Source organism: Bradyrhizobium sp. CFUWI, assembly GCF_056429085.1.
In genome coordinates this window covers 78,678-99,335 of sequence record NZ_JBWJZE010000016.1, presented here as the reverse complement: position 1 = coordinate 99,335, position 20,658 = coordinate 78,678, and the positions used below count along the sequence as shown (strand labels likewise).

The 20,658-nt window shown below is 66.6% G+C and carries 17 protein-coding genes and 1 riboswitch; of the genes, 9 read left to right on the top strand and 8 right to left on the bottom strand.

The features are described from left to right. Positions 1-147: 147 nt before the first annotated feature. From AC066S_RS28975 to AC066S_RS28960, 4 genes are all read right to left on the bottom strand, one after another. Positions 148-1,371, bottom strand: coding sequence for a tyrosine-type recombinase/integrase (locus AC066S_RS28975; RefSeq protein WP_478271226.1), 1,224 nt, complete (start codon positions 1,369-1,371; stop codon positions 148-150). A 313-nt stretch (positions 1,372-1,684) separates the two neighbouring features. Further along, on the bottom strand, positions 1,685-3,457 hold the full coding sequence (locus AC066S_RS28970; RefSeq protein ID WP_478271225.1) for a heme biosynthesis HemY N-terminal domain-containing protein: 1,773 nt from the start codon (positions 3,455-3,457) through the stop codon (positions 1,685-1,687). A 36-nt stretch (positions 3,458-3,493) separates the two neighbouring features. Next, on the bottom strand, positions 3,494-4,702 hold the full coding sequence (locus AC066S_RS28965; protein ID WP_478271224.1) for a COG4223 family protein: 1,209 nt from the start codon (positions 4,700-4,702) through the stop codon (positions 3,494-3,496). Positions 4,703-4,766: 64 nt separating this feature from the next. Next, on the bottom strand, positions 4,767-5,513 hold the full coding sequence (locus AC066S_RS28960) for a uroporphyrinogen-III synthase (RefSeq protein ID WP_478271223.1): 747 nt from the start codon (positions 5,511-5,513) through the stop codon (positions 4,767-4,769). A gap of 158 nt (positions 5,514-5,671) precedes the next feature. Between AC066S_RS28960 and tsaD the strand changes: the two genes are divergently transcribed. From tsaD to AC066S_RS28945, 3 genes are all read left to right on the top strand, one after another. Next, positions 5,672-6,739 carry a tRNA (adenosine(37)-N6)-threonylcarbamoyltransferase complex transferase subunit TsaD gene (gene tsaD, locus AC066S_RS28955; protein WP_478271269.1) on the top strand — a complete coding sequence of 356 codons (1,068 nt, stop codon included), beginning with the start codon at positions 5,672-5,674 and terminating at the stop codon, positions 6,737-6,739. 182 nt (positions 6,740-6,921) lie between these two features. Further along, positions 6,922-7,902, top strand: a complete 981-nt coding sequence (locus AC066S_RS28950; protein WP_478271222.1) for an NAD(P)H-dependent glycerol-3-phosphate dehydrogenase — start codon at positions 6,922-6,924, stop codon at positions 7,900-7,902. A gap of 2 nt (positions 7,903-7,904) precedes the next feature. Then, the gene (locus AC066S_RS28945; protein WP_478271221.1) at positions 7,905-8,318 is read left to right on the top strand and encodes an EVE domain-containing protein; all 414 of its coding nucleotides are present in this window, start codon (positions 7,905-7,907) and stop codon (positions 8,316-8,318) included. Between the two features lie 4 nt (positions 8,319-8,322). Here AC066S_RS28945 and AC066S_RS28940 read toward each other — a convergent pair whose 3' ends face one another. After that, on the bottom strand, positions 8,323-9,402 hold the full coding sequence (locus AC066S_RS28940; RefSeq protein ID WP_478271220.1) for an adenylate/guanylate cyclase domain-containing protein: 1,080 nt from the start codon (positions 9,400-9,402) through the stop codon (positions 8,323-8,325). Positions 9,403-9,503: 101 nt separating this feature from the next. Between AC066S_RS28940 and AC066S_RS28935 the strand changes: the two genes are divergently transcribed. After that, positions 9,504-9,959, top strand: coding sequence for an SRPBCC family protein (locus AC066S_RS28935; protein ID WP_478271219.1), 456 nt, complete (start codon positions 9,504-9,506; stop codon positions 9,957-9,959). Positions 9,960-10,090: 131 nt separating this feature from the next. Here the strand turns inward: AC066S_RS28935 and AC066S_RS28930 are convergent, their stop codons facing one another. Next, a complete protein-coding gene (locus AC066S_RS28930) occupies positions 10,091-11,257 on the bottom strand; it encodes a DNA topoisomerase IB (RefSeq protein WP_478271218.1) in 1,167 nt (388 codons plus the stop codon). A 403-nt stretch (positions 11,258-11,660) separates the two neighbouring features. On the opposite strand from AC066S_RS28930, the gene acs reads away from it, so the two are divergent. Both acs and AC066S_RS28920 read left to right on the top strand, forming a co-directional pair. Continuing rightward, positions 11,661-13,607 carry an acetate--CoA ligase gene (gene acs, locus AC066S_RS28925; protein ID WP_478271217.1) on the top strand — a complete coding sequence of 649 codons (1,947 nt, stop codon included), beginning with the start codon at positions 11,661-11,663 and terminating at the stop codon, positions 13,605-13,607. Positions 13,608-14,041: 434 nt separating this feature from the next. Continuing rightward, positions 14,042-14,557: a L,D-transpeptidase gene (locus AC066S_RS28920; protein WP_126256828.1), complete on the top strand. Its 516-nt coding sequence runs from the start codon at positions 14,042-14,044 to the stop codon at positions 14,555-14,557. Between the two features lie 51 nt (positions 14,558-14,608). On the opposite strand, the gene AC066S_RS28915 is transcribed toward AC066S_RS28920, so the two are convergent. Then, a complete protein-coding gene (locus AC066S_RS28915) occupies positions 14,609-15,199 on the bottom strand; it encodes a thermonuclease family protein (protein ID WP_478271216.1) in 591 nt (196 codons plus the stop codon). Between the two features lie 68 nt (positions 15,200-15,267). Continuing rightward, on the bottom strand, positions 15,268-15,468 hold the full coding sequence (locus AC066S_RS28910) for a DUF1674 domain-containing protein (RefSeq protein ID WP_478271215.1): 201 nt from the start codon (positions 15,466-15,468) through the stop codon (positions 15,268-15,270). A gap of 188 nt (positions 15,469-15,656) precedes the next feature. On the opposite strand from AC066S_RS28910, the gene AC066S_RS28905 reads away from it, so the two are divergent. The 3 genes from AC066S_RS28905 (at position 15,657) to purH (ending at position 20,635) form a co-directional block, all read left to right on the top strand. Further along, positions 15,657-17,003: an RsmB/NOP family class I SAM-dependent RNA methyltransferase gene (locus AC066S_RS28905; RefSeq protein WP_478271214.1), complete on the top strand. Its 1,347-nt coding sequence runs from the start codon at positions 15,657-15,659 to the stop codon at positions 17,001-17,003. 156 nt (positions 17,004-17,159) lie between these two features. Continuing rightward, positions 17,160-18,878 (top strand): heparinase II/III family protein, encoded by a 1,719-nt coding sequence (locus AC066S_RS28900; RefSeq protein ID WP_164718500.1) that lies wholly within the window; start codon positions 17,160-17,162, stop codon positions 18,876-18,878. A gap of 57 nt (positions 18,879-18,935) precedes the next feature. Next, positions 18,936-19,017: riboswitch (ZMP/ZTP riboswitch) on the top strand. Between the two features lie 25 nt (positions 19,018-19,042). Next, positions 19,043-20,635 (top strand): bifunctional phosphoribosylaminoimidazolecarboxamide formyltransferase/IMP cyclohydrolase, encoded by a 1,593-nt coding sequence (gene purH / locus AC066S_RS28895; protein ID WP_478271213.1) that lies wholly within the window; start codon positions 19,043-19,045, stop codon positions 20,633-20,635. Positions 20,636-20,658: the final 23 nt, after the last annotated feature.

The following is a 20,658-nucleotide window of genomic DNA, read 5'->3' as shown; positions in this document are numbered from 1 at the left end:
CTCGCTAGTCTCGGCGTGTCCCCACGAGCAAAACGCTCGTGACATTCTAGAGAGGCCGTTTGCGGTTAACGGCGGTCTCGGACACGCTATGGCACAAACGCCATTGCACTCACATACGCCCATGTTAGGGGGCGTTCAAGCGCTGTCCTACACTTCGGTTAACTTTGCGGCTTCTTCGTTCGTTAGCGACGGGGCCGCGACGAACGGAACCGCAACGATGCGCGCGACTTCGGCCGCAAGCGCCTCGAATGCTTCTCCGCGTTCCTTGAAATAAGCATAGCGTTGATATCGTTTCTTCAACCCCTGCGGCAGGTGGTTTTGGCACGCGTCGATAACTTCGGACGGGACCTTTAGTCGCTGCATCATCGTTGAACCTGTGCGGCGAAGGTCGTGCAGGGTCCACGGCTTCACGCTGTTGCCTAGGACGGTATCCAGCTTCGACTTTAAATCGGAGAAGCCCGCAATCGGCTTGCCATAGTGGCGACCTTCGAAGACGAATTTCGAGTCGCTGCGCTCCAGTAGGGGATTCAGAACCTCGTCTAGTTGCGCGGTGCGCTGAATGTCAAAAACCCGCTTATTCTTCGTGCGGCTTCCGTCGATGGTCCAAAGCTTGTCCGACAGTTCGTCACGCGGCATCTGCGCAACTTCGTTCCGGCGAGCCATCGTCAGAATCAAAGCGCGCACCATCGAGCCGAACGTGCCAACTTGATCGCAGGCAAGCCACACAGCGCGCAGTTCGTCGTCAGTCAACGCGCGCTCGCGCTCTACGGCTTTGTGCCCGGTCTTGATTCCAGCCACCGGAGAAGCGCCGATGTGTTCGCATTCGACAAGCCATCCGAAAAAGTGATGCAATCGGGACTTCGCCTTTATCGCTTTGGCCGGTTCCCGGCTCATACCGTTCAGCAGCGCCTTCACGTCGCCGCGGCGAATAGTCCCGGCCTCGCGCTTGCCCCACACGGGCAGCACGTCGTTTTTGAACAGATATTGGGCGGCCTCGGCGGTCGAATCGCGGACTGTCGTTAGGTGCGTGTCGCGGTACTCTTCCCACCGGACTTCAATCGTGTTCGCCGCCGCCTTGTCCCGCTTGGCGATCTTGTCAGCCGCCGGGTCGCCGCCCTCGCTGGCGACCCGCAGGGCGGCTTGCGCAAGCTTGCGGGCTTGCGGCAGGCCAATGGCCGGGAATGCGCCCAAGGTCAGCTTACGAGGCTTGCCGTCGTGCAGATGCCGGTAGCGAACCGCCCAACTCTTAGCGGTTGATGGGCGCGGTTGTAGGATCAGATACAACCCCGGCTGACCCGCGTCCGGGACTTCCCGGCGGCTTTTGCCATGTGACAATTTTTCGATGCGCTTGTCAGTCAGGACTTGGGCCACCAACGCCTCCGGGTAACAACACGGGTAACAACGGCGGAAAATTCGACGTGTGTCCGTACGTTTGGCACGGACGGCCGCAAACGCGCAAAATCCCATTGTTTTCAGGGTTAAAGCGCGATTTCAGGCGTGGTCAAATGTGGTGGTTTGTTGGGGTCTGTTACCCCGCCCGTCGGACTTACGAATGACGTGCTCTACCGACTGAGCTATTGCGGCGAACCCTGCCGGGGCCTGGGCGATGCCGGCCCCGATACGCGCGCTCCTGATATCGGGCATGGCCCGAATTGGCAAGGACAAGCCGGCTCCGAATTGCCGCTCACGCGCCCCAGCGCGACCAGAACCCGCGCCAGCCCCCTGCCTGGGCCTTGGGTGTGCCGATTTGTTCCGTGAATTCATCGCTCGGACCCTCGTCGTCGATCCCGGGGTCGTCGGGGGCCCGGACGAGGGGGATGACCGCCGGAATCGGCGCTGGAGCGGGTTTGCCGAGGTCGGCGCGGGTCCGGAACACCGGTGTGGCCGCCGGCGGCGATGATTCGGCGGGCTCGGGAGCCGCCTGGACCGGTTCGGCGGGCGTGACCGCCGGCTCGTCCCTCATCGTTTCCTTGACGGTTTCTTTGGCGGTTTCCTTGGTCTCGGGCGGTGAATTGTCCTGCGCGGCCAGCGCTGGAGCGGGGGCCGTCACCAGCGGTTCCGCCGGGGCTTCGCTGACCGCCGCCGTCACGCGCTTCGGTGGCGGCGCCGCCAGCATGGCTTCCTCGAAGGCCGAAGATTCGATCGTGGTGCCCCTGTCCGAGGGCAGGCTCGCGACCGGCGTCTGCCACTGGAACGCATCGAGGCGGCCGGTGACCGGGGAGACCGGGCGCCAACTATCGCTGACGTAACCGTCCGCGGTCCAGGCCGGATCGTGACGGGCGCGCACCGCGCGCAAGGTCCAGGCGCGGGCGCGGCCGCTATCGCCATGCTCGGCGCGCTCGATCTCGGCCATCAGCAGCGCGACGCGCTGGGTCGGATCTTTGAGATAAGGCGCGAGCACCTCGCGCGCGCGGGCAAACTCCGAAGCATCTATCGCAGCGCGGGCGATCGCGAGCTGCCCTTCGAAATGAGCGGGCTTGTCGGCCGGCGTCTTCGCGGCGAGGGTCTCGACCCGCTGCAAGCGGTGCCATGCTGTATCCCCGAGCTTCACATGCGCATAGGCGTCCGCGAGATCGGGATGCGGATTGGCGAGCCAGGCGGCTTCCACCAGCTTCATGGCGCGGCGCACCTGATGCGCCTCGCTCTCGAATTTCGCCGCGAGCACCGCCGCCGGCACCAGGGTCGGTGCGAGCTTGACCGCCTCCATTGCGCTCTCGCGCGCGACGTCGCGGTCCATCGTTTGCAATTCCAGCGCACGCGCGGTGAGCAGGACGCCGCGCTGCCGGCGATAGGTCTGCTTATCGATCTGCCCCGCGCGCAGATTCGAGTCGAGGATCGCGAGTGCCCCACTCCAGTCGCCGCGCGCGCAACGGAAGCCGAGCACCGCATGCGATGCCCAGGTCGAGGACGGCGACAGCTTGATCGCTTCCTCCGCGATCATCACCGCGCCGACCGCATCGTCGGCGCGCTGCGCCTCGATGAACAGGCCGCGCAGGCCGAGCAGCCGCGTGTCCTCACGCTCGGCCATGACGCGAAAGACGCGCTGCGCCTCGTCGCGATTGCCATCGAGCTGGGCCGACTGCGCATGCAGCAGCAGCGCGAGCGGGTCGTTCGGTGCATGCCGCCGCGCCGCGTCGGCGTGACGGCGGGCGAGCGCGGAATCGCCATGACCGATCGCGAGCAGGCCGTGGGTGATGGCGTGGCGGCCGCGGGCCTGGCGCTTGTCGTGGCGGCGGCGCCGCAGGCGCTTCGGCGTGCGCCAGACCATCGTCAAAATGCTCCAGACCAGCACGACAGCCGCGGCAAAGAGGCCGAGCAGGAACACGAATCTGGGAAGCGTCGTCGAGATCCGGAAACTACCTGCGGTCAGGACGAGATCGCCCGGCTGGTCGGCAACCCAGGCCGCGCCGGCCGCCGCCAGCGCGATCAGGACGAGAAAGAGGACGATGCGAAGCATGACGATCCCTATTACGCGCCGATTGTTGCGCGAACGTTATTGAGCAGGCTTGACCGGATCAGATTTGGCGAGATCCGCCATCGCATCGTCGGCAAATTTGCGTGACGCCGCGAGCGCGGCGTCGCGTGCATCGGCCTTGTCGAGCCAGGCCTGTGCCGCGGTGCGATCGGCCTCCGGCAGCGTCTTGAGCTCGCGCCGCGCTTCTACGAAATCGTTGCGCAGCGCCGCGGCCGTCACCCGCGCGACGATCGCGCCGCGGTCGTTGCCGACGCCGTCGGTGCGCTCGATACGGACGAGTTTCGACGCGCCGGCCTGAAGACGCTCGACGATGCCGGCACTCGCGGCCGGCGCTTCCGCCGGCGGCGACAATTTCGGCACGATGGTGAGCAGCTCGCGGCTCAACGCGACCGGCGTCGGGATGCCCGACGATGCAAACGTGTCGAGCGGCTTCAGCGTGTCGGGCCTGGCTGCCAGCGACCGCGCCGCGGCCAATTGCTGTTGATAGGGATCGCCATGGCGAACAGCGACGTCGAGCAAAGCCGCCGCCACCACGTTGCGCAGGGGCTTGTCGTCCTTCGCCGTTGCATCGGCGATCTTCTCGCCCTGTTGGGCGAGCTCGGCCCGTTCGGCCCTGCTGGCGCGTTCGAGCTGCGCGATGCGGTCGCTGAGCGCGGAAAGATCGGGCGCGGCAGCACCTGGCGCGGATTTCACGTCGTTCAGTGCAGCCGCTGCCTTGTCGGACTGCGTGCGCAGATTGGCGATGTCGCCGCGCAGGCTGCCGATCGATTTCTCGATCGCGTCGATTCGCGCCGCCATCGCCGGATCGGCGACGGGCTTGCCGGCCTTGGCCTCGACCGCGCTGACGCGTCCGCTCAGCGCATCGACCATCGCGCTCGTGACTTGCGGTGCGGCAGGCGGCGCCTGCACCGCAGGCCAGCCCAGCATCCAGCCGACCGCGATCACGATTGCAGCTGCGACAGCGCCGGAGAACGGCGCAATGGCCCAGGGCGAAATCGACGACGCCGGAGCCTGCGCTTCGATACGCTCCGGCTCTGCGTCGACCTTGCCGGATTCTGCCTGTTCAGGCGCGGCGTGCTCCGGCTCCGGCGGGGCCTCGGGCTCGACCGCCGTCTCCTGCGGCTGGGTCGCGACTTCGGTGGCTTCAAGATCAATAGTGGGCGGAGTGCGCTTGGCACGTCCGCTGTCGGGCGCCAATCCTGCGTCTTCAGGCTTGTCGTCGGCCATCGTGACGGTTCCTCACACTTCCATATCAAGGTGAACTAGATTGCGTCGGATTCGGCCCGACCTCTTACGCCAAACGGGTCCGCAAAGCACGCTCCAAGGTGGCAAATAAGGCACTTTCGTCCGGGGTCGCGGCAACCAGAACCTGCGACGCGCCGGCCTCGCGCAGCGCGCCCGCGACCGCCTCGGACAGACAGCATTGTGGGATCGCCAGCGCCGAGATTTCGACGCCTTCGTCCCGCGCCGCATCCAGGAACGCCCGGGCGCTGCGCCGGGAGTAGTGCAGCACCGCCTCGACGCCGTGGGCGGCAAAGCCCTCGCAGACCTCGCGCGGCAGATGCTTGACCGGCGTCATGCGATAAGTCGTCTGGGTGACCACGGAGAACCCCCCCGCATCAAGCTCAGCGCCGAGGTCACGCGATAGATCCGCGCCCGCCAGATACAGCAGCGTGCTCTTTTTCTTCAGCACCTTGTCGCGCGCGCCCTGCATCACCTTGTCGCGCAGGGACGCGGCATCGCCACCGGCGACGATCACCCGGCTAAAGCCGGCGTCGCGCGCCGCGGCGGCGGTATGCTCGCCGACCGCAAACAACGGCAGCTCCAGAAGACCAAGGTCGCGCAATTGCGGCGCGACGGCACGGATCGCATTGGCCGACGTGACGAGGACGGCACCGTAGCGAGCTTCACCTTTGTCATGGAAGGCGACCGGCTCGAACTTGAGTGCCGGCGCAAGCAGCACCGCATGCCCCCGCGCGCGCAGACTTGCCGCCGTCGCTTCATTGTCGGGATGCGGCCGTGTGACAAGAATGGACATCGCTAGTGTTCCCGAACCACGTGGCGGTGACGCACGACCCGGACGGCTTGCTTCGTGACGATTGCGCAATCTGGCCCCGGAATGCTACCGGACGTACCAGAACTCTGCTTTACGAATGAGCGCAAGGGCGCAAATTGGATAACAATTCGCCAATGCTGGTGCTGGGCATCGAAACCACCTGCGACGAGACCGCCGCGGCGGTGGTCGAGCGCGCGTCTGACGGCAGCGGCAAGATCCTGTCCAACATCGTGCGGTCGCAGATCGAGGAGCACGCCCGCTTCGGCGGCGTGGTGCCGGAGATCGCCGCCCGCGCCCATGTCGACCTGCTCGACGGCATCGTCGATCGCGCCATGCGCGAGGCCGGCATCGGCTTCGGCCAGCTCGGCGGCGTCGCGGCCGCCGCGGGACCGGGCCTGATCGGCGGCGTCATCGTCGGGCTCACTACCGCCAAGGCGATCGCGATGGTGCACGACACGCCGCTGATCGCAGTGAACCATCTGGAGGCGCATGCGCTGACGCCGCGCCTCACCGATGGCATCGCGTTTCCCTATTGCCTGTTTCTCGCCTCCGGCGGCCACACCCAGATCGTCGCGGTCACCGGCGTCGGCCAATATGTGCGGCTCGGCACCACCGTCGACGATGCGATCGGCGAGGCCTTCGACAAGGTTGCGAAGATGCTGGGCCTGCCCTATCCCGGCGGCCCGCAGGTCGAGCGCGCGGCGGCGAGCGGCGACGCCACGCGCTTTGCGTTCCCGCGGCCGATGCAGGGCAGACCCGATGCCAATTTCTCGCTGTCGGGATTGAAGACGGCGGTGCGCACCGAGGCGAGCCGGCTCGCCGAGATCACGCCGCAGGACATCAGCGATCTCTGCGCGAGCTTTCAGGCGGCGGTGCTCGAATCGACGGCCGACCGGTTGAGCGTCGGCCTCAGGCTGTTCCGCGAAAAGTTCGGCGCGCCGCGCGCGCTGGTCGCGGCCGGCGGCGTCGCCGCCAATCAGGCGATCCGCGGCGCCCTCGATGACGTCGCGCAGCAGGCCGGGACACAATTGATCATGCCGCCGCCCGCGCTCTGCACCGACAACGGCGCGATGATCGCCTGGGCCGGTGCCGAGCGCCTCGCACTCGGCATGACCGACACGATGGACGCGCAGCCGCGGGCACGCTGGCTGCTCGACGCCAACGCGACGGCGCCCGCAGGCTACGGCAAGACCCGGGCGGGATATTGAATGCCGTGGTGCCGCCACAAGCCCCGCTTCACCTCGCCCCGCTTGCGGGGAGAGGTCGACGCGCGCAGCGCGGCGGGTGAGGGGGACTCTCCGCGAGTCTCGCTGGCACCGTCCCAGCGGAGAGCCCCCCTCACCCCGACCCTCTCCCCGCAAGCGGGGCGAGGGAGTAGAGGGATCGCGCCATGACCACGTTCCAATCCGTCGCGGTGATCGGGGCGGGCGCCTGGGGCACGGCGCTGGCGACCGTGGCGGCGCGGGCGGGACGGAGCGTCACGCTCTGGGCACGCAATGCCGAGCACGCCGCGCGGATCGCCTCGACACGCGATAATCCACGGCTGCCCGGGGTGCGGATCGCCCCTGACATCGTCGTAACGAGCGATCTGGCACTCGCTGCGCGCGCCGACATGCTGCTGATTGCAACACCGGCGCAACACTTGCGCGGCGCGGTCAACATGCTGGCCTCGCATCTGGCAGGACCGGTACCGATCATCGCCTCCGCCAAAGGCATCGAGCACGGCACCCACAAATTCATGACCGACGTGATCGCGGAGGCCGCGCCGCACGCGCAGCCGGCGATCCTGTCGGGCCCGAGCTTTGCCGACGACGTCGCGCGCGGCCTGCCGACGGCAGTGACGCTGGCGGCAAGGGACGAGGCGCTGGCGAGCGGCCTGGTGCAGGCGCTGGGCTCGCCGACATTCCGCCCCTATCACTCCACCGACATCCGCGGCGTCGAGATCGGCGGCGCCGCCAAGAACGTGCTGGCGATCGCGGTCGGCATCGCGGTCGGACGCAAGCTCGGGGCCTCCGCCCAGGCCGCGCTGACGACCCGCGGCTTTGCCGAGCTGACCCGCCTCGGCCGCGCATTGGGCGCACGCAGCGAGACACTCGCGGGCCTGTCCGGTCTCGGCGACCTCATCCTGACCTGCGCGAGCCCGCAATCGCGCAATTTCGCGCTCGGGCTCGCGCTCGGCCGCGGCGAGCAGCCGCCCGCCGGCAAGCTCGCCGAGGGTGAGTTCACCGCGCCGGTGCTGATCGAGCTCGCAGCTTCGCGAAACATCGAGATGCCGGTATCAGAAGCGGTCGCGTCGATCCTGAGCGGCCGGAGCACGATCGACGCGGCGATTTCGGGGCTGCTGACGCGCCCCTTCAAGTCTGAGGAATGAACATGGCGTACTGGCTGGTGAAATCCGAACCGTCGGTGTGGTCCTGGGATCAGCAGGTGGCGAAGGGCGCCAAGGGCGAGGCCTGGACCGGGGTGCGCAACTACACCGCGCGCCAGAACCTCGTCGCCATGAAGAAAGGCGACAAGGCGTTCTATTATCATTCCAACGAGGGCAAGGAGATCGTCGGCATCGCGGAGGTCATCAAGGAAGCCTATCCCGATCCGACCGACAAGACCGGCAAATTCGTCTGCGTCGACATCAGGGCCGACAAGCCCTTGAAGAATCCGGTGACGATGGCTGCGATCAAGGCCGAAAAGAAGCTGGCCGACATGGCGCTGGTGAAATATTCGCGGCTCTCGGTGCAGCCGGTGACGGCGGAGGAGTGGAAGCTCGTCTGCAAGATGGGCGGGATGTAATTCCTCACGTCTTTGGCAAGGTGAACACCTGGCACGGCGCTGCAATGCCGCGCAGCGAATGCGACCCCAGCGCGACCAGCTTCATGTCCGTCTCGGCGGCGAGCGCGCCCGACACCAGCACGGTCCGCCCCAGCGGCTTGCACAATCCTTCGAGGCGGCTGGCGAGATTGACGGCGGGACCGATCGCGGTGAAATCGAGCCGGTTCGCGGCGCCGATATTGCCCCAGAGCATCTCGCCGAGATGGAGCGCAGCACCGAACGCCAGCGGCGGCAGGTCCTTGGCGCCGCGCTCCGCGTTGAGATAGGCCATCCCGGCCTCGGCTGCGCCGGCAGCACGCAGAGCGGCCTCGCAGGCAGGGCGCGGCGATGCCCCGACCACCGGAAAGATCGCGAGCACGCCGTCGCCGATGAATTTCAGCACCTCGCCGCCGAAGGCGTGAACAGCGCCGGCGATGCGATCGAACCAGGCGTCGAGCGCGGCGATGACCTCGCCAGGTGGTGAGGTTTCCGACAGGGTCGTGAAATTGCGCAAATCTGCATAGAGCAGCGCGGCCTGAATGGTCTCGCCGAGATCGCGCCGCAAGGGTGCCGCCAGCACCCGCTCGGCGCTGCGCCTGCCGAGATAGGCATCCAGCGTTGCCCGCAACGTGGCGCGCGCGGCGAGCACGGCAAGGGGCGTTGCGGCGAAACGCGCGGCCTGGCGCAGTTGCCCGATTTCATCCGCGGTGAACGGCCGCGGCCCGATCCAGCCGAGCAGCGGCCCATCTTGCCGTCCGACGATGTCTTCGTGCAGCTCGCCGCGCGCGATGTCGCGCAGCCAGCGGCGACCGGCATCGTTCGGCGGATCCGGAGCCAGCCCGCCAGGCGCGAAGCCGAGCGCTTCGATCACCTGGCCGCTGTCGACCCGCCATAGCCATGTCCGCTTCGCGATCAGCGGATGCGGCACCTCCAGCGTCAGGGCGCCCGCCGCAAGCGGCACACCGTCGGCCACGAGATGAGCGCCGAGTTCCGCGAGCAGGCGGTCGGCCCCGGCACTATCCGAGGCGACATCGACAAGCCAGGCGAGCGTCGGGGAGAGCTGCATGGCCCGATCATGGCGAAGGCGGGCCGGGTTTGTCACGGCCTATCCTTGACGGGCCGCCCGCGCGCCGCCATGTCCCAGTGTTGGGGAAGGAATGGCCGCCCATGACCGAACCCTTCATCGTGCGACGCGAGACCCAGATCGCGGCTCCACGCGCTACCGTTTTCGCTTACCTGACCGACCCCGAGAAGATCTTGAGCTGGATGGGTTCCGACGCGACCACGGAGCCGCATCCCGGCGGGCTCTATCTGCTCAAGGGCGTCGGTCCGCGCGGCGGCGTCGCCCGGGGCGCCTTCCGCGAGGTCGTGCCGGTGCATCGTCTGGCCTACACGTTCGGCTGGGAGGGCGGCCAGGAAGTGCCGCCAGGCTCGAGCCTGATCGAGATCGACCTGATCGAGCGCGATGGCGGCACGCTGCTGCGCATGACCCATAGCGGCCTGCCGAGCGAAGCGCAGGCGGCTTCGCATGCGACGGGGTGGGCGCATTATCTGGAACGGCTGACGATCGTGGCCGCAGGCGGCGATCCCGGTCCCGATAACGGTGTCACGACCAGGTCGTAGCTCTGTCGGGTGGGCAAAGCGAAGCGTGCACATGTCTTACGTAATCACTGAGAGGTGGTGGGCACGCTACGCTTTGCCCACCCTACAGCACTACGGCACCCGCGCCTATTTCACCACCTACGGCAGTGTCGTTACACCGCCGCCGTCGCGACCACCTGCTGCAGGAGCTGCTCGCGCCGCGCCTGCGAGCGCTGGCCCTTCATGGTCGCGGCAAAGCGCTCGAGGATGCCTTCCTCGAAAGCGGTGACGATGGTGTCGTGGACATAGCTCTTGCGGCAGATCGCCGGCGTGTTGGAGAGCTTGTCGGCGGCGGCGCGGATCGCGTCCAGCACCTGCTTCTTGCGGCCGCGCTGGCTGGTCGCCGGCGTGATCCGCGACAGGGATTCCACGACCACGGCGGAGGCCATTAGCGTGCGAAAATCCTTCAGCGAGATCTTGATGCCGGCGATCTCGCGCAGGAACGCATTCACCTGCGTGGTGCTGACCGCGCGCACGATGCCGTTGGCGTCCCGATACTGGAACATCCGCTTGCCGGGGACGCCCTGCAAAATACCGATGGCGCGCACCAGCTTGGCCGCGTCGCATTCCTTGCGCACTGCCTTGCCGCCCTTCGCCTTGAAGGTCAGCACGAAGCAATCGTCTTCCAGCGTGACGTTGGACTTGAGCAGCGTGGTCGCGCCGCGGGTGCCGTTGAGGCGGGCGTAGGATTCGTTGCCCGGGCGGATCGCGGTGCGCGCGATCAGCTCGATCACGGCCGAGAGCGCGAATTCACGCGTCGGCTCGTCGCCCGACAGGAACGCCGAGACCTTGCGCCGGATCTTGGGCAGGGCGCCGACGAGCTTCTCCAGGCGATGCGCCTTGCGATGCTCGCGGACCTTCTCCCAATCGGCGTGATAGCGATATTGCAGCCGGCCCGCGGCATCGCGGCCCACGGCCTGAAGATGCGAGCTCGGATCGGACGAGTAGCGCACCTCGCGATAGGCTGGCGGCACCGCCATCGCGTGCAGCCGGCGGATGATGCGTGCGTCGCGGATATGCGCGCCGTTAGGACGGACGAAGGAGTAGCCCTTGCCGCGCTTGATGCGCCGGATAGTGAGCTCGTTCTGGTCGCCGAGCCGCAAGCCGTGCTCCCTGGCGAGCGCCTCGACCGTCGCCGGCGCCGTGTCAAAGGTCTTTTTGGGGCTGGGACGCCTGAAAGGGGCCGATTTGGGCCATTGTCCGAGGGCTTTGGCCAGCGCAATGGCCGCAGGATCGGCTGAAGCGGGCCGTATCGTCCCGAAATTCTGCTGATCCATCATAGTCTTATGCCTTAGCCCTGTCTGTTATCGGTCAATGCCGCAATTCTGATTTTTGTTCCGAAGGGCCTCTTTGGGACCCGGGTTGGCCATTTAGGGTGTTCCGAACCGCATTGCGAGTCCCGAATCAGTGACGAGAGGTTGCCAAATACCGCCCCGGTCGCATGGGCGCTCTGCACCGGCCGATTCCTGAGGGTTGGGTAAAGGCCTCAACGCCGCCGGTGGGGCCTGTTTCAGATCTGCGACAGTCACCGCAGGCGGGCTTGATCCTTCGCATGGCGGGCGGCCCGCCGAAGGTCCAGCTTGTGCTCCTTGTCGGGTCCGGTTAGCCCGACGCATAATCAGTCAATGATCAAGTCGGCTCGCCGGTCGCTAGCGTTCGGCCTGCCGTATGTGGAGGGAAAGCATGTCCGAGAAGATCTACGACGTCCCTGCGGAGTGGGCGAAGCGCGCCTGGATCGACCAGGCCAAGTACAAGGAGATGTACGCTCGCTCGATCTCGGACCCGAACGGTTTCTGGGCGGAGCAGGCCAAGCGCATCGACTGGATGCACGCGCCGACGAAGATCGAGAACGTCTCGTTCGCGCCCGGCAACATCTCGATCAAATGGTTCGAGGACGGCATCCTCAACGTCGCCTACAATTGCATCGACCGGCATCTCGCCAAGCGCGGCAACCAGACCGCGATCATCTGGGAAGGCGACGATCCCTCGCAGTCCAGGCACATCACCTATCGGGAGCTGCACGACGAGGTGTGCCGGATGGCCAACATCCTGCGCACCCGCAATGTCGAGAAAGGCGACCGCGTCACCATCTACCTGCCGATGATTCCGGAAGCGGCCTATGCGATGCTCGCCTGCGCGCGCATCGGCGCGATCCACTCCGTGGTGTTCGCAGGCTTCTCCCCGGACAGCCTCGCCCAGCGCATCAACGACTGCAAATCCAAGGTCATCATCACCGCGGACGAGGGCCTGCGCGGCGGCAAGAAGGTGCCGCTGAAAGCCAATGTCGACGCGGCGCTCGCCAAGGCCGACGGCGTCGACTGGGTCGTCGTGGTCAAGCGCACCGGCGGCAAGGTCGACATGAACCCGTCGCGCGACCTCTGGTATCACGAGGCGGCGGCAATGGTGACGACGGAATGCCCGGTCGAGCACATGCACGCCGAGGACCCGCTGTTCATCCTCTACACCTCGGGCTCGACCGGCCAGCCCAAGGGCGTGCTGCACACCACGGGTGGCTATCTCGTGTTCGCCTCGATGACGCATCAATACGTCTTCGATTATCACGACGGCGACATCTACTGGTGCACCGCCGACGTCGGCTGGGTCACCGGCCACAGCTACATCCTCTACGGTCCGCTGGCGAACGGCGCGACCACGCTGATGTTCGAAGGCGTGCCGAACTACCCGGATAATTCCAGGTTCTGGAACGTCATCGACAAGCACAAGGTCAACATCTTCTACACCGCGCCGACCGCGATCCGCGCGCTGATGCAGTCGGGCGACGAGCCGGTGAAGAAGACCTCGCGCGCGAGCTTGCGTCTGCTCGGCTCGGTCGGCGAGCCGATCAACCCGGAAGCCTGGGAGTGGTATCACCGCGTCGTCGGCGACGACCGCTGCCCGATCGTCGACACCTGGTGGCAGACCGAGACCGGCGGCATCCTGATCACGCCGCTGCCGGGTGCGACCAAGCTCAAGCCCGGCTCGGCAACCCAGCCGTTCTTCGGCGTGGTGCCCGAGATCGTCGATGCCGACGGCAAGGTGCTGGAGGGCGAAACCTCAGGCAATCTCTGCCTCACCCGCTCATGGCCGGGCCAGATGCGCACCGTCTATGGCGACCATGCCCGCTTCGAGCAGACCTATTTCTCGACTTACAAGGGCAAGTACTTCACCGGCGACGGCTGCCGCCGTGATGCCGACGGCTATTACTGGATCACCGGTCGCGTCGACGACGTCATCAACGTCTCCGGGCATCGCATGGGAACCGCGGAAGTCGAGAGCGCGCTGGTGGCGCATGAGAAGGTCTCGGAGGCCGCGGTGGTCGGCTTCCCGCACGATATCAAGGGCCAGGGCATCTATGCCTATGTCACCCTGATGGCCGGCGTGCAGCCGACCGAGGATCTGCGCAAGGAGCTCGTCACCTGGGTGCGCAAGGAGATCGGCCCGATCGCCTCGCCCGACCAGATCCAATTCGCGCCGGGCCTGCCCAAGACCCGTTCCGGCAAGATCATGCGCCGCATCCTGCGCAAGATCGCCGAGGACGAGCCGGGCAGCCTGGGCGACACCTCGACCCTGGCCGATCCCGCCGTGGTCGATGACCTCGTCAAGAACCGGCAGAACCGGAAGCCGGCGTAAGGCTCCGATCCCGAGTCCCGGACGCAGCGCAGCACCTAAGTGGTGCGCTGCTGAGCCGGGGCCCATCCTTCCGTGGAAAGAAAGAACTGGGTCCCGGCTCTGCGCAGCAGCGTTGCACGCTGCAGCGCATCCGGGACACGATACTGCCCCTCCGCGCTACGCCCCCCAGAACAACAGCCGTTCACAGCCTCACGCGCTTGTCAGCGCGCGCGGCGGCGCGCCCGTCCATTTCCCGCCCAGTGTTGTTTTCAGGTCATTTACTTTATTTCGAACATTTCCTTTGTTTCCCCCGCTGGCCGGCCTTCGGTGACCGCGCGTGGAAACCATCCGGTTAACGGGCACGGTTAAGATGTCCCCTCACGAGGACTTGGCGCGGCGGCGATTGCGGGTTCTGCGTCATTTTGGACGATCCGATTGGGGTAAGGGGGAGATCGATGTCGATGAGGATTGCGGTGGCGATGGCCGCCACCATCGGAGCTGGGGTCTTGATGTCGACGGCGGCAGAAGCGCGGCCGGAAATGGTGGGCACGCACCTCGCGGACTATTCGCCGGGCACGATCGTGGTCAAAACCAGCGAGCGCAAACTCTATCTCATTCTCGATAACGGCCATGCCGTGCGTTATCCGGTCGGCGTCGGCAAGGCCGGCAAGCAATGGGCCGGCACCACGAAGATCGACGGCAAGTATCTCAACCCGGCCTGGGCGCCGCCCGCCGAGGTGAAGCGTGACAAGCCCAACATTCCCGACGTGATTCCGGGCGGCTCGCCGCGCAACCCGATGGGTGTCGCGGCGATGACGCTGGCCGGCGGCGAATACGCCATCCACGGCACCAATGTGCCGGGTTCGATCGGCGGCTTCGTCTCCTATGGCTGCATCCGCATGCTCAACGACGACATCACCGATCTCTATGGCCGCGTCTCCGTCGGCACGACGGTGGTCGTGACGCGCTGATCGCCTGAATCAGTCGAGACAGGAGCCGCAGTTGCGACTCCGGCTTCTTCGTTACCAGAATCGCCAGCCCCGCGCGCACCAGCCGTCGCGATGGCCGCCATTGTAGCTGCGCACATGACCGCTCGCGAGCAGCGTAGCCGCGACGTTGGCGGTGCGCTTGGTGGCAACATCGGCGAGAACGCGGCCGTATTTGTCCTGACCGAGATTGTAGACCATCACGCCGCCTTGGCCGAGCAGATTGCGTAGCGCATCGCTGGCGGCCTCCGCCTTGTCCAGCTCGTCCCGGCAGGATGCTTTCATCTCGGGCGCATCGATGCCGCGCAGACGGACGCTTGCGACGAGATTGCGGCCGTCGCGCAGATGCACGCGCGCGAGGAAAGTATCACCGTCGATGGTGCGGACGACCTCGACCGGCTGCCTCACATCGGAATTGCCGGACTGCTTCAGGATGATTTCGGCATCGCGCGACTGTTCGTCATCCACATGCGGAATGGGCCAGATCGTTCCCTGGCGGAAGCCGAGCACGACGGCCGTCACAACGCCGACCACGAACATCCACGGCAACAGTCCGGAGAAGCGACGGCCGAACGGCGAGCCACTGTATGAAGTCCGGTAGGGACGGCTGGGATCGAAGCGCGACATCCGCGCACGCTAGGGCTGAGTCGGCTGAACCGGCAAGATGGCTTGTGAGGAGCGCGTAACGTGCCACTTCAAAAGTCGGAGGCGATGCCCTTGCGCTCCCAGTCGCCGTAGCGGGTCGGCTCCGGACCCTTTGGCCCCTGCACCTCCTTCGGCGCAGCTTCATCACGCGTGGCCGCCGCAGCCTGCCGGCGCGCCTCGGCTTCGGCCAACGCCCGCTGGGCGGCCGGCGACGGCGGCTTGCGATCGGGAAGGGAAGGCTGGTCACTCATCTCGGCAGGTTCCTAGCGCAGGATCACGGGAAGTGCGAGGTCCAATAGCGCATTGCTGAAATGGTCATTGCGGGCTGCAATCGCGAGGCGCCATTCTTACATTTGGCATATTCGCGTGCCAGAGATCAGTCTCTCGAGGCATGCGCCATTGCGGCGGAACTGCCGCTCGCTCAGAACCTTGCTTCCGCATGCCCTCTCAACGTTTTGCTCCTCCGCCCGAAGTGCCAGGCCTTGCGGCACGACGGATTGCCGCCGACATCGTCGACGGCGTGCTGCACAAGCACCGCACACTTGACGATCAGCTCGACGGCAGCGGGGCCCATCCCGGACTGAAGACGCTGGCCGACCGCGACCGGGCGTTGATGCGGCGCCTGGTCGCCACCGTGCTGCGCCGGCTCGGCACGCTCGGCCACGTGCTGTCGCGCCTGCTCGACAAGGGCATTCCCTCCGACGCGCCGCGCGCGCAGAGCGCGCTGCTGATCGGCGCGGCGCAGATCCTCTGGATGGACGTGCCGGATCACGCCGCCGTCGACCTCTCCGTTCGCCTGGTACAGTCCGACCGGCGCGCCGCGCGCTATGCCGGTCTCGTCAATGCCGTGCTGCGCCGCTGCGCGCGCGAGGGCAAGGCGCTGGTCGAGGAAGTCGCCACGCAATCGCTGGACCTTCCGCCATGGCTGCTCGCGCGCTGGAGCGCGCAGTATGGCGAAGCCACCGCACGAGAAATGGCGCTGGCGCTCGGCCACGAGCCCTCGCTCGATCTCACCGTGAAGTCGGATCCCGCGCAATGGGCGAGCCGCCTGCACGGCGAGACGCTGCCGACCGGGACGGTGCGCATGCTGCTGCACGGCTCGGTGACCATGCTGCCCGGCTTCACCGAGGGACAATGGTGGGTGCAGGACGCCGCCGCCGCGCTGCCGGCCCGGCTGTTCGGCGACATCAGGGGCAAGTCCATTGCAGATCTCTGCGCCGCCCCTGGCGGCAAGACCGCGCAACTGGCGCTGGCAGGCGCGCAGGTCACGGCGATCGACCGCTCGCCCGCCCGAGTGGCACGACTGCGCGAGAACCTGGCGCGGCTGTCGCTGCAGGCCGAGACCGTCGTCGCTGACGCCGTGGAATGGGCCGGCCCCGTCGAGAGCTTCGACGGTGTCTTGATCGATGCGCCCTGCACCTCGACCGGCACGATCCGCCGCCATCCCGATGTGGCCTGGCTGCGGCAGGAATCCGACATCGCCCCCCTGGCCGCACTCCAGCAACGGCTGCTGCGAAAATCGGTGTCGCTGCTCAAGCCGGGCGGTACGCTGATCTACTGCACTTGCTCGCTGGAACCCGAAGAGGGCGAGCAGGCCGTGGCGACGCTGCTGGCGGCCGAGCCTGCGCTTCGCCGCGTCCCGATCGAGGCGTCGGAAGTCGCGGGCCTGGACGAAATCCTCACGCCGGAGGGCGATCTGCGCACCCTGCCCTGCCATTTGCCGAACGCCGATCCCAAGCTCGGCGGACTCGACGGATTTTTCGCGGCCCGGCTCGTTAAATCCTGATTTTGCACTGGATTTTGCGACGTAGCGCTGATTCGCGCCGTTCAAGGTGGTGTCAGACGACCGATTTTGGGATTAATAGGGATTCGTCGCTAATCCTCTCCCCCTTCAAGGCAAGGCGTGTCGGTCGCTCAACGCAGACGTATCTCGACGCTGGTCATGAACCGCTTCGCGCGGAACATGCTCGCGCGCGCGAGCGGCGGTTCGGTTGCGCTGTCGCGAGTCTGGCCCAGCCGCACCGACCGGCTGATCATCGCGCCGCACGATCTGCGCACCGCGGATGCGACCCGCGCCGCCGAAATCTATGCCGGTCGCTTCGTCTTCGCCGGCAAGATCGTCAATTGCCACGGCCGCTCGATCTTCGATCTCGAGCCGCCGTCGGAGGATTGGGAGGTTGCGCTGCTCGGCTTCGGCTGGCTGCGCCATCTGCGCGCCGCCGACACCGCGCTGACACGGGCGAATGCGCGCGCTCTGATCGAGGACTGGATCGCCAACCCCGCCAACAAGCGTCGCCCGGTCGCGCGCCGCGCCGACGTGCTGGCGAGGCGCGTGATCTCGCTGCTGTCGCAGGCGCCGCTGGTGCTGAGCGAGACCGACAACAAATTCTACCGCCGTTACTTGCGCGCCCTCGCACGCGAGATCCGCTTCCTGCGCTACACCATGGTCGACATTCCGGACGGAGTGCCGAAGCTGCAGGTGCTGATCGCGCTGTGTTATGCGGCGCTGTGTCTTGCCAACCAGACGCGTCACATCCGCAGCGCATCGAAGAAGCTGTCGGACGAATTGCAGCGGCAGATCCTGCCCGATGGCGGACACATCTCCCGCAACCCGGGCGCGCTGATCGAACTCCTGATCGACCTCTTGCCGCTGCGGCAGACTTTTGCCGCACGCAACATCGCGCCGCCGCCGGCGCTTCTCAACGCAATCGACCGCATGATGCCGATGCTGCGCTTCTTCCGGCACGGCGACGGCAATTTCGCGCTGTTCAACGGCATGAGCGCGACATCTTCGGATCTGCTCGCCACGCTGCTCGCCTATGACGACACCCACGGCGCGCCGATGGCCAACATGCCGCATACCGGCTTTCAGCGCCTCGATGCCGGCCAGACCACTGTGATCATCGACACCGGCCCGCCGCCGCCGGCCGGCGTCAGTCACGACGCCCATGCCGGCTGCCTGTCGTTCGAGTTGTCCTCCGGCATCAGCCGGATCGTCACCAATTGCGGCATGCCGACCACCGGCCGCGACAATTGGCGGCCGTTCGCACGCGGCACCGCGGCGCATTCCACGCTGACCTATCACGACACCTCGTCCTGCCAGTTCATCGAGATGTCGGCGATGAAGCGCCTGTTGCACGGCTCGCCCGTCACCAGCGGACCCGTCGAGGTCGAGAGCTATCGCGAGATCGTGCAGAACGGCACGCTGCTCACGACCTCGCATGACGGTTACCTCTCGAAATTCGGCGCGATCCACCGCCGCGTGCTGATGATCGCCAATGACGGCGCGCGCATCGACGGCGAGGACACGCTGTCGCCGCCGCAAGGAGGGCGCTTCAAGGGCGCGAATGCCGATTTCGCGCTGCGCTTCCATCTGCATCCCGCCGTGAAGGCCAGCCGGCTCTCGGACGCCCGCGGCGTGATGCTGGTGCTGCCGAACCGCGACGTCTGGACCTTTGAAGCATTGGACGACAAGGTCGACCTCGAGGACAGCGTATTCCTGGCCGGCAATGACGGCCCGCGCCGCACCGCGCAGATCGTGATCCGGCAGGATGCGCGGCAGGCGCCCTCGATCCGCTGGAGTTTTGTGCGTTCGACCGCCTCGCCGGCGGTGACCAATGCCCGCCGGAATGCGCGCCGCGAGCCGGAACTCCCGCTGTAGACGTGCGATTCAGTCCGATCCGGCCGTTGTGAAAACGGCCGAAAGCTGCTATCGAGCCGTCGCTCGCGCGACTGGCGACCTTGGATGGAGCACCATCGGGAAGCGCGGGCCACATCCGCCGCGCGCCTGGGCATAGACACTCCTTAAGACAGAGGATCTTGCTCATGACTGACCATCCCCGCCGCGTCACCCGCGCTCTTCTCTCCGTCTCCGACAAGACCGGCCTGATCGAGTTCGCCAAGGCGCTGGCCGCGCATGGTGTCGAGCTGGTCTCGACCGGCGGCACCGCGAAAGCGATCGCCGCCGCCGGTCTCAAGGTGAAGGACGTCTCCGACCTCACCGGCTTCCCCGAGATGATGGACGGCCGCGTCAAGACGCTGCATCCGAAGGTGCATGGCGGCCTGCTCGCGATCCGCGACAACAAGGAGCATGCGGAGGCGATGAAGGCGCACGGCATCGCGCCGATCGACCTGCTCGTCGTCAACCTCTATCCGTTCGAAGCCACCGTCGACAAAGGTGCCGGCTTCGAAGACTGCATCGAGAACATCGACATCGGCGGCCCCGCGATGATCCGGGCCGCCGCCAAGAACCATGACGACGTCGCCGTCGTGGTCGAGGCGCAGGACTATCAGGCCGTGCTCGACGAGCTCGCCGCCAACAAGGGCGCGACCACGCTGAAGCTGCGCCGGCGGCTTGCGGCAAAGGCCTATGCACGCACCGCGGCCTATGACGCCGCGATCTCGAACTGGTTCAACCGGCAGCTCGAGATCGACGCGCCCGACTTCCGCGCCTTCGGCGGCAGGTTGATCCAGTCGCTGCGCTACGGCGAGAACCCGCACCAGACCGCGGCGTTCTATGCGACGCCCGACAAGCGCCCGGGCGTCTCGACCGCGCGGCAGCTTCAGGGCAAGGAGCTCTCCTACAACAACATCAACGACACCGATGCGGCCTATGAATGCATCGGCGAGTTCGACACCAGGCGCACCGCGGCCTGCGTCATCGTCAAGCACGCCAATCCCTGCGGCGTTGCCGAAGGCGCGAACCTGGTCGAGGCCTATCGCAAGGCGCTGGCCTGCGATTCCACCTCGGCCTTCGGCGGCATCATTGCGATGAACCGCGCGCTCGACGCCGACACCGCGCGGGAGATCACCAAGATCTTCACCGAGGTGATCATTGCGCCCGACGCCACCGAGGAAGCGATCGCCATCATCGGCGGCAAGAAGAATTTGCGCCTCTTGCTCGCCGGCAGCCTGCCCGACCCGCGCGCGCCGGGCCTGACCGCCAAGACGGTGGCCGGCGGCCTGCTGGTGCAGAGCCGCGACAACGCCGTGGTCGACGACATGACCTTCAAGGTCGTGACCAAGCGGGCGCCGACCGAGGCCGAGATGCGCGACCTCAAATTCGCGTTCCGCGTCGCCAAGCACGTCAAGTCCAACACCATCATCTACGCCAAGGATCTCGCCACCGTCGGCATCGGCGCGGGCCAGATGAGCCGGGTGGACTCCGCCCGGATCGCGGCGCGCAAGGCGCAGGACGCGGCGAACGAGCTGAAGCTCGCCGAGCCGCTCACCAAGGGTTCGGTGGTGGCCTCGGATGCCTTCTTCCCGTTCGCCGACGGCATGCTCGCCTGCATCGAGGCCGGCGCCACCGCCGTGGTGCAGCCCGGCGGCTCCATGCGCGACGACGAAGTGATCAAGGCCGCCGACGAGCACGGCATCGCCATGGTGTTCACGGGCACGCGGCACTTCAGGCATTGAGCCGCTAGCAAGAACGTCGACGA